Genomic DNA, 9,445 nt, shown 5'->3' on the forward strand with positions numbered 1-9,445 from the left:
GTCCATGTTGTAGTAGGACTCGATGCCCAGCGTGGCAAGGTCGCAGACCTTGTTGCCCACGGAGTCGTAGATGACGCCCTGGTCGATGGTGAGCTGACCCTGGGCCTTGGGATAGATGAAGCTCGCGTAGTCGAGAATCTTCTTGCGCAGGCTCTCGCCGGCCTTGCGGACGGCCGTGCCCGAGACGTAGGTCTGACGCGAGGCGAACGCACCCGGGTCATACGGGGTGACGTCGGTGTCCTGGAACGAGACGATGTGGACGTCCTCGGTGCGCACGCCAATGGCCTCGGCGGCCATCTGCGAGAAGACCGTGTCGGCGCCCTGGCCAATCTCGGTGGCGCCCATCTGGAGCTGGATCGAGCCGTCTTGGTTGAGCGTCACGGCAGCGGTGGCCGTCTCGAGGGCGAAGGGGGCAACGGCGGTCTTGTAGACGAAGAACGCGACGCCCACGCCATGACGGATGGGACCCGTCTCGTTGGCGTATTCCTCCTTCTTCTTGTCCCACTCGATGTAGGCCTTGCCCTTCTCAACGCACTCGGGAATGGCGCAGGTGTGCGCGGCGATGACGCCGTTGGGCGTGAACTCGTCGACAAACTTGTCGGTGTAGACGTTCTTGAGGCGGAACTCGACGCCGTCCCAGCCCATGTCATAGGCGATGTCGCCCATGAGGCACTCGGCAGCCCAGTTGCCCTCGGGCACGCCGTAGGCGCGCATGGCGCCCGTGTGCGGGCCGTTGGTATAGACGGTCGATGCCTCGCAGCGCACGGCCTTCTCCTGGGTGTGGTAGAGCCAGCGGAAGGAGTTCACGGAGTTCAGCACGAGGGCGTGGCCGTGGTGGCCGTAGCCGCCCGTGTTGGAGAGCGCGGTGATCTTGCGGGCGTGGAGGTTCATGTCGTCGTCCCACGAGGCCTCGACGTCGAAGCTCTTGGGCTGACGGCCCGAGGTGTCCCAGAACAGCTCCTCGCGGCTGATCTCCATGCGCACGCAGCGGCCGCCCACCTGCTTACAGACCCAGGCGTTGAGGGGCTCGTAGTGGACGTCCTGCTTGGTGCCAAAGCCACCGCCGATGTAGGGCTTGATGACGCGGACGTCGCCCCAGGGGATGCCCAGGGCCTGGCCGATGACGCGGCGCACAACGTGGGGAATCTGGGTCGAGGAGACGCAGACGATCTTGTTGTTCTCCATGTAGCAGTACGAGACGCAGCTCTCGATGTGGACCTGCGACTGCTCGCGGCTCTCGATGTGGAGCTTCACGTGGTGGTACTTGGGGTCCATGATGGCGTCATCGACCGTCTTGTAGCCCATCTCGGCAAGCTTGTCGTCGGGGGTGACGGCCAGCGAGTGGCCCACGAGGTTGTCGGGTTTGCGCGTCTGCACGGGGTGCTCGGCGCCGCCCTCCTGGGCACCGGCGGCCAGCGACTCGGCGGGGTCGTAGATGACCGGCCACTCCTCGTACTCGACCTTGATGAGCTTGAGGGCGCGGTCGCACGCGACGGTGTCCTCGCCCACCACGACGGCGATGTTGTCGCCGTAGATGCGCACGCGGTCATCGAGCAGCTTGCGATCGGCGATGTCTCGGTGCGAGGCGTCGCGGTCGGCATACCAGGGGTGGCCGCCCACGGGATAGGCGATGTCGGGCACATCGAAACAGGTGAAGACTCCGACCACACCGGGAACCTTCTCGGCCTCGGACGTGTCGATGGAGATGACGCGGCCGTTGCCGATGGTCGCGTGGAGAATCTTTGCCTCGAGGCACGGCTTGGGGCACAGGTCGTCGGTGAACTTGGCACGACCCGTCACCTTGTCAAACGCGTCGACGCGAACGATCGGCCTTCCGACCTCCTTGAGCTGTTCCATGACGCCTCACTCTCATACGAATGCTTACGTGCAAACAAAAGTTTATTACGCAATTCAAATAGTTAGGCACCCACGCGGCGAGTGGGGCATTTCTGGGGGCAGACGGATTGTACTAATTAAAGAACAACGGCTCTGACCTGCCGTTATTGTTACGCGAATGCAACGCAACCACAATCAAGAGTGCAAGGAATGCCCTGAAACAGGGCAGCCGCTCGACAAAGAGAAGGGGCGCCCCGCATGTGCGGAACGCCCCCAGACTAGGCAAGCTACGGCCTTGCGAGCATGACCTTACAGGCCGTTGCGGATGGCCTCGACCTCGTCGTCAGAGATCAGGGTGTCGGCCTTGATCTGCTCGGTGTACTCCTCGATCTTCGACTGGACGTCAGCCGAGACCTTGTCGGAGTAGGAACCGAGGTAGACGCCACCGTTTTCGATGTTGGCCTCGATGACCTTGCCGCCGCCAAAGTTGCCGGCCTCGATGGCCTTCATGGCCTCGCCCATCATCCAGTTGGTGACAGTGGAGGTGACGACGCAGGGGTGGTCGTCGCCCACGAGGTCGATCGGCTGGGCGATGTTGAAGTGCGTGTCGGCACCAGCGGTCTCGAGGGCCTGGCGCACGCCGCCGTCGACGGCGGAGGCGTCACACCACATGACGTCGACGTTGTCGGTACCAATCCAGGACTCGGTGAGCTTCACGCCGGCGGAGGCGTCGGTGAAGCCGGCCTCGAAGTTGTAGACGCCCTTGACGGAAGGGTTGACCTTCTGGGCGGCCGCGAGGTAGGAGGAGTACTTGGAGAGGGTCGTCGGGATGCGCATGCCGCCAACGAAGCCGATGCAGTTGGAGGAGGTCATGAGACCGGCGACGACACCAGCGAGGGAACCGGACTGCTTGAGGTTGACCTGGACCGTCTCGAGGTTGTCGAGCGTCTCGTAGTCGGCGAGGTCGGTCGTGGGATCGGTGTTGGTCATGAGGAAGTGCACATTGGGGTGAGCGTCGGCTGCCTCGGCGACGACCTCAGCCCAGTCGGAGCAGAACTCGTTGCCAGCGGCGATGATGAGGTCGACATCCTGGTCAACGTAGGACTGGGCGGCCGTGGCGGCGTCTGCTGCGGCGGTGTTCTCCTTGGGCTCGAGCATCTCCCACTTGGAATTCTCCTCGCAGGCCTTCTGCAGGGACTCGTAGTGGCCCTGGCCCCAGCCGCCGTCGAGGGCGGGGCCGGAGATGACGATGGCGACCTTGTAGCTGTCCTTGGCCTCGGCCGAGGAGTCGGAAGACGCGGAGTCGCCAGAGCCGCCACCGCAGCCCACGAGCGACAGCGCTGCGGCAGCGCTCAGGGAGCCGGCGCCGAGCTTGATGGCGTCACGCCTGGTGTAATTCTTGGACATAGCATTCCCCTTCTCTTATGCCTTACATAAAATTTCGAACTACCTACTGAACAAAAGAGCCGAGACGTCCAGAGACATCTCGGCTCCCTGATACCCGCACCAGTTATGCGCGTTGGCCGACCCAGATGCGTGAGGCCGGCTCGCTAGAACTTGGAAGGACTAGAGCCCCTTCTCGATGGCCTCGACGTCGTCGTCGGAGATGAACGTGCCGGCCTTGATCTGGTCGGAGTACTCGGCGATCTTGTCCTGGACGTCCTGCGAGACCTTGTCGGAGAACTTGCCGAGGGAGACACCGCCGTTGTCCATGTTGCCCGTGATGGCCTTGCCGCCACCGAAGTTACCGGCCTCGATGAGGTCCATGGCCTCGCCAATCATCCAGTCGGTAATCGTGGAGGTGATGACGGTGGGCTGGTCATCGCCCACGGTGTCGATGGGCTGGGCGATGTCGAAGTGCGTATCGGCACCGGCGTTCTGCAGGGCCTGGCGCACGCCATTGTCGACCGCAGAGGCGTCGCCCCACATGACGTCGACGTTGTTGGCGTTAATCCACTGCTCGGCGAGCTTGGTACCGAGGGAAGCGTCGGTGAAGCCGGCCTCGAAGTTGTACTGGCCCGTGATCGAGGAGTCAATCTTCTGGGCGGCAGCGAGGAACGCGGAATACTTGGTGGTGGTGGACGGGAGCTTCATGCCACCGATGAAGCCGATGCTCTTCGTCTGGGTCATGAGACCGGCGACGACGCCGGCGAGGGCGCCGGTCTGCTTGAAGTCAGGAAGCACCGTCTGGACGTGGTCGAGGTTCTCGTAGTCGCCCATCTCGGCCTCGGGGTCCGTGTTGGTGATGAGGAAGTTGACGCCGGGGTGAGCGTCGGCGGCGTCAGCGATGACCTCGGCCCAGTCGGAGGCGAACTGGTTGCCGTTGCCGACGATGAGGTCGACGTCCTGGTCGATGTAGGACTGCGCGGCGGTGGCGGCGTCGGCGTCGGCCGTGTTCTCCTTGGGCTCGAGCATCTCCCACTTGGAGTGGCCCTCGATGGCGCGCTTCAGGGACTCGTAGTGGCCCTGGTCCCAGCCGCCGTCGGTGATGGTGCCGCTCATAATCATGGCGACCTTGTAGCTGCTCTTCTCCTCGCCGGAGCCTGAGGTAGACGCGGAGTCAGAGGAGCCCGAGCCACCGCAGCCGGCGAGGGCAACGGTCATGGCAGAGGCAGCACCCAGACCAAGAGCCTGACGCCTGTTCAGCATGAAACGGGACTTGGTATTGCTCATTACAATCAACCCTTCCCACTCTGTGCGGGGGCGCTCAGGGGTTGCGCCCCCTCTTGCTTTACAAACACCATACCTACTCTTATACCCAGCTGAAGGGCAGCTGGAACCCATTTCGTCCACACGTTACGCTGGCGGTCCGTTTTGGGCCGCCAGCGAACGCCTGAATATGACTAGCGAGACTCGCGGAAGTACGGCTGGCCGTTAGCCTTGGGGCCAGCGTGCTTGGAGCCAAAGAACAGCAGGGCGATGATCGTGAAGATGTACGGGATCATCTTGAAGAACATAACCGGCGCGGCCTGGAACTGGGCCTGCAGGGCAACGTTGAGGCCATCAAAGAAGCCAAAGAGCAGGCTGGCGAGCATGACGCCCACGGCGCTCCAGCGGCCGAAGATGACGGTTGCCAGGGCGATGAAGCCACGGCCCATCACGATGCCGTCGGTGTAGATCGGGGTGTAGCACAGCGTCAGGAAGGCGCCACCGGCGGCGGCCAGCGCACCGCAGAGGATGCAGGCGATGTACTTGACGCGCACGACGTTGATGCCGAGGGTCTCGGCGGCCTGGGGGTTCTCGCCCACGGAGCGGAACGAGAGGCCGGAGCGGCAGCGCTTGAAGAAGAACGAGACGACCGGGACGAGCAGGAACGCGAGGTACGCGAGGGCCGTCTGGTTAAAGAGGCCGTTGCCGACCACCGGGATGTCGGACAGGCCCGGGATGGCCAGGCTCGCCATCTGGGAGCCAGTGGCGTTGGCCGAGTTGGCGCCCACGAAGAGGTTGTAGCCAAAGAGGGCAACGGCCGGCGCCAGGATGTTGATGGCCATGCTCGTGACCGTCTGGTCGGAGCAGAGCGTGATCGTGCAGAAGGCGTAGATCAGGTTGACCACGACGCCGGCGAGCATGCCAACGAGCAGGCCGAGCCAGAGGTTGCCGGTAACCTTGCCCACGGCGAAGGCGACGAACGCGCCCACGGCCATGATGCCCTCGAGGCCGATGTTGACCAGACCGGCTCGCTCGGAGAAGACCTCGCCGAGCGCGGCGAACAGGATGGGCACGGCGCCCATCGCCATTGCCTTGACGATGGTAGGAAGCGCAACCATGAAGTCCATTACGCGTTCACCTCAGCTTTCTTGTTCTTGGAGCCCAGGTTGGAGAGGAACGTCTTGACCTTGGGCAGCTTCACCATGGCCATGCCGGCGATGGCGAAGATGATGATGAGACCGCGGACGATGTCGACGATGGCCGTCGGGACGCCAATGACGGACTGCATCATCGTGCCGCCGGTGGACAGGATGCCGAACAGCAGGGCCACGACGATGGCCGCAATCGGGTTGAGCTGGGCGATCAGTGCAATGGCGACGCCGTCGAAGCCAAAGCCGGAGCCAAAGCCGTCGGCCAGGCGGAACGGGGTCTTGCCGAGCAGCTCGACGGCACCGCCCATGCCGGCAATGGCACCGGAGATGACGAAGGCGAGCAGCACGAGGGCGCGCACGGGGAAGCCGTTGACCTTGGAGGCGGTCGGGCTCATACCCACGGCGCGGATCTTGAAGCCGAAGGACGTGCGGAAGATCACGTACCACAGGAAGATGCCGAGCAGAATGGCGATGATGACGCCCACGTGGGCGCTGCCGACGTCGATGAGGTGCGTTGACTTGGGCATGGCGAGCGTCTTGGGCAGGCCCTGGTCGGAGAAGACGTTCTTGAAGATGTACTCCATAAAGTACATGGCGACGTAGTTGAGCATGATCGTGGTGATCAGCTCGTTGAGGCCACGCGTGATCTTCATGATGCCGGGGATGAGCGCCCAGATGCCGCCCACGACGATACCGGCGATGATGCCGAGCAGAAGGCCCATGGGACCGGTGAGGTTGAGGCCCAGCACGACGGTCGCGGTGGCACAGCCGCCCATGATGAACTGGCCCTCGCCGCCCAGGTTGAACACGCCGCACTTATAGGCGAAGACGGCGGCGAGGCCGGTGAAGATGAGCGGGCACGCGCGCTCGAGCGTCTTGCCAATCTTGCCGGCGTCGCCCAGCGAACCCTGGAGCATCGCGCCGTAGCCCTGGATGGGGTTCTTGCCCAGGCACGCGATGATGATGGCGCCCACGAGGAGCGCGAGAATCACCGAGATGATCGGGGTCAGGACCGCGAGCCTCTTCTCGCGCTGCTGCTCGGAGTACATACCTCCGCACCCCTTGGCCTTAGACTCCTTGTTGCCCTCGGAGACCTGCTTAGTGTTGTCTGCCACTGTTCCTCCCCTCCTACTTTCCTGCCATGGCGAGCGAAATCTCCTTGATGGGAGGGTTCGCGCCGGAATAGGTTCCCATGATCTGGCCCTCGAACAGAACGGTGATCCTGTCGGAGAGCTTCAGCACCTCGTCGAAGTCGGCCGAGATGAGCAGCACCGCGCAACCCGCATCGCGCTGGGCGATGATCTGGTTGTGGATGAACTCGGTGGCGCCGATGTCGAGGCCACGGGTGGGATAGACGGCCACGAGCAGCTTGGGGTGCGAGTCGAGCTCGCGGGCCAGAATGACCTTCTGCTGGTTGCCGCCAGAGAGGGAACGGGCCGTCTGATGCACGGAGGTGCAGCGGATGTCGTTCTCGTCCTTGAGCTCGTTGGCATACTTCTCGATGGCGTCCATCTTGAGCCAGGCGCCGTGACCAATGGAGAATCGGTCGGAGGTGGTCTGTTTGAGCACGAGGTTCTCGGCGATGGTCATGTCGCCGACGAGGCCCATCTTGTTGCGGTCCTCGGGGATGTTGCCCAGGCCCGTGTCGATGAAGGCCGCTGGGCTGAAGACGGCGATCTTGGCGCCGTCGGGGCCGACGACCTCGCCGCCCTCGGGCTTGAGCATGCCCGTGACGAGGGCCGCGAGCTCGGACTGGCCGTTGCCGTCGATGCCTGCCACGCCCAGGACCTCGCCCTTGTGGATGGCGAGCGAGACGTCCTTGAGGCCGCCATGCTTAACCTCGGGGTGATAGGAGACGCCCTTGAGCTCGAAGGCCGTCTCGGACGCGTCCTCGACCTTCTTGTAGGTGTTCTCCTGGAACTTCTGGCCGATCATGAGGTCGGCAAGCTCCTGCTCGGTGGTGTCTGCTACACGCAGGGTCTCGATCATCTCGCCGCGGCGCAGGACCGTGACGCGGTCGGAGATGCGCATGACCTCGCGCATCTTGTGAGAAATGAAGATGATGGACTTACCCTCGGAGGTGAGCGAGTGCATGATGTCGAACAGGCCCTCGACCTCGAGGTCGGTCAGCACTGCAGTGGGCTCGTCGAGAATGACGAGGTCGGCGCCGCGGAACAGCACCTTCATGATCTCGACACGCTGCTGCATGCCAATCGACATGTCGCCGACCTTCTCGTCGAGGTCAATCTCCATGCCGTAGCGGTCCATGAGCTCCTCGACCGTCTTGCGGTCCTCGGCGATCTGGAGCAGCGGGCTGTTGTGACGCTTGTCGCCCAAGATGATGTTCTCGAGGCCTGTCATGTCTTCGATGAGCATGAAGTGCTGGTGGACCATGCCGATGCCGTGCTCGACGGCGATGCCGGGGCTGGAGATGTTCACCTCCTGGCCTCGCATGTAAATCTTGCCCTCTGTTGGCGTGTACAGGCCAATGAGGACGTTCATGAGCGTGGACTTGCCAGCGCCGTTCTCGCCCAAGAGCGTGTGGACCTCACCCTGCTCGATTTCGAGGCTCACGTTCTTGTTGGCGTAAAACGAGCCAAAGCGCTTGCTGACGTTTTCCATCCTCAGCAATTCGGCCATAGATACCACCTTTCGATGTTCCCCGCCTTCGCCGCCTGTGCGGCGTCCTCCCCTACTCACACGTCTGCAAGCGGGCTTGATGGCTTGCCTCTGCAGACGTGATCAGACAAAAACCCACGGACTGGGGTCTCCCCCGTGCGCCCCGAGTAGCCTCTTGGCGCCATAGATTGGCAACAGAGTAACCCGCAGCTCATGTCGATGCGGTTAACTATCTGGTGAGAAAAAGTTACTACTAAATTGCAGGTAGGCTTACATTCTTTAAGTTTTCGCCGCTTAACCGGCCAGTTTTGCCCGGCAGACGGTTGACTAATTATCGCTATCATTTTTGGAAATAACGTCTAGCTCGCGCGCTTTCAAAACGGTTAAATTACTCTCGGACAATAATTAAGTATTGTTACATGCCAATCTGTTTGGCTCCGGACGCCCCGCGCACGGCCGAGAAATGCCGCGAAGGACCTTAAGCTATCTGACATATATAAGCTTGCCGAGATGGCCGGGAGCGAATCTCGATCCATCCAGGCCCGGCAACAAAAAAGCCCGGACGACGCGAGGTCGCCCGGGCGGGGAAGCAGTCTAGGGCACGCGACCGCTAGTCGCGGCCGAGCCTGTGGCTGTAGTACGTGTCCGCCATGGGCAGGTCGGGGCGCAGCTTGCCGTCGAACGTGTGGTAGGCGTTCTGCACAGCGGGCGCGGCGGGAATCGTGGCGATCTCGCCGATGCCCTTGCCGCCGTAGGCCACCGGCAACTGCTCGTCCTTCTCGACGTAGATCGCGTGGATCTGCGGGATGTCGGTCGAGCGCAGAAGGCCAAGGGTGCCGTACTTGACCTGCGGCACGCAGTCCTTGAGCGGCCACTGCTCGGTGAGCGCGTAGCCCATGCCCATAAGCACGCCGCCCTCGATCTGGCCCTGGATGGCGATCGGGTTGATGACGCGGCCCGCGTCGTGAGCGGCGTAGACCTCGGAGACCTTGCCCTCGTCGTCGAGGACCACCAGGTGCGTGGCAAAGCCGTAGCAGATGTGGCTCTTGGGGTTGGGCACGTCGGCACCGAGCTTGTCGGTGGGCTCGAGGTACTCGTAGTAGAAGTGACGGCCCTCGAGCTTCTCGAGCGCGGCGGCGGGGTCGGCCGGGTGAGCGGCGTGGCCGGGCGTCAGCTGCTCGGCGGGCACC

The 9,445-nt window shown here is 63.0% G+C and carries 7 protein-coding genes; all 7 read right to left on the minus strand.

Annotation, left to right across the window (positions count from 1 at the left end; translation table 11 throughout):
- On the minus strand, positions 1-1,857 hold a 1,857-nt coding region (xdhA, locus tag AC1VTH_RS04365), incomplete at its 3' end, for a xanthine dehydrogenase subunit XdhA (protein ID WP_481334898.1).
- A 288-nt stretch (positions 1,858-2,145) separates the two neighbouring features.
- Positions 2,146-3,243 (minus strand): BMP family lipoprotein, encoded by a 1,098-nt coding sequence (locus tag AC1VTH_RS04370; RefSeq protein ID WP_481334900.1) that lies wholly within the window; start codon positions 3,241-3,243, stop codon positions 2,146-2,148.
- A 159-nt stretch (positions 3,244-3,402) separates the two neighbouring features.
- Positions 3,403-4,509, minus strand: coding sequence for a BMP family lipoprotein (locus AC1VTH_RS04375; protein WP_481334901.1), 1,107 nt, complete (start codon positions 4,507-4,509; stop codon positions 3,403-3,405).
- A gap of 170 nt (positions 4,510-4,679) precedes the next feature.
- Complete coding sequence (locus tag AC1VTH_RS04380) at positions 4,680-5,612, minus strand: ABC transporter permease (protein ID WP_293826827.1); 933 nt, start codon at positions 5,610-5,612, stop codon at positions 4,680-4,682.
- Entirely contained in the window at positions 5,612-6,751 is a 1,140-nt protein-coding gene (locus tag AC1VTH_RS04385; protein ID WP_293826825.1) for an ABC transporter permease, read from the minus strand. Before AC1VTH_RS04385 ends, AC1VTH_RS04380 begins: the two co-directional genes overlap by 1 nt.
- Positions 6,752-6,764: 13 nt before the next feature.
- Positions 6,765-8,276 (minus strand): ABC transporter ATP-binding protein, encoded by a 1,512-nt coding sequence (locus AC1VTH_RS04390; protein ID WP_481334904.1) that lies wholly within the window; start codon positions 8,274-8,276, stop codon positions 6,765-6,767.
- Positions 8,277-8,865: 589 nt separating this feature from the next.
- A partial coding sequence (locus tag AC1VTH_RS04395) for a molybdopterin cofactor-binding domain-containing protein (RefSeq protein WP_481334905.1) occupies positions 8,866-9,445 on the minus strand: 580 nt, incomplete at its 5' end.

It is taken from the genome of Parolsenella sp., assembly GCF_982402205.1.

What these genes read in the sequence shown, in the direction of transcription:
- AC1VTH_RS04370 (WP_481334900.1), bottom strand. Translation starts at nt 3,243, where the DNA reads ATGTCCAAGAATTACACCAGGCGTGACGCCATCAAGCTCGGCGCCGGC.
- AC1VTH_RS04375 (WP_481334901.1), bottom strand. Translation starts at nt 4,509, where the DNA reads ATGAGCAATACCAAGTCCCGTTTCATGCTGAACAGGCGTCAGGCTCTT.
- AC1VTH_RS04380 (WP_293826827.1), bottom strand. Translation starts at nt 5,612, where the DNA reads ATGGACTTCATGGTTGCGCTTCCTACCATCGTCAAGGCAATGGCGATG.
- AC1VTH_RS04390 (WP_481334904.1), bottom strand. Translation starts at nt 8,276, where the DNA reads ATGGCCGAATTGCTGAGGATGGAAAACGTCAGCAAGCGCTTTGGCTCG.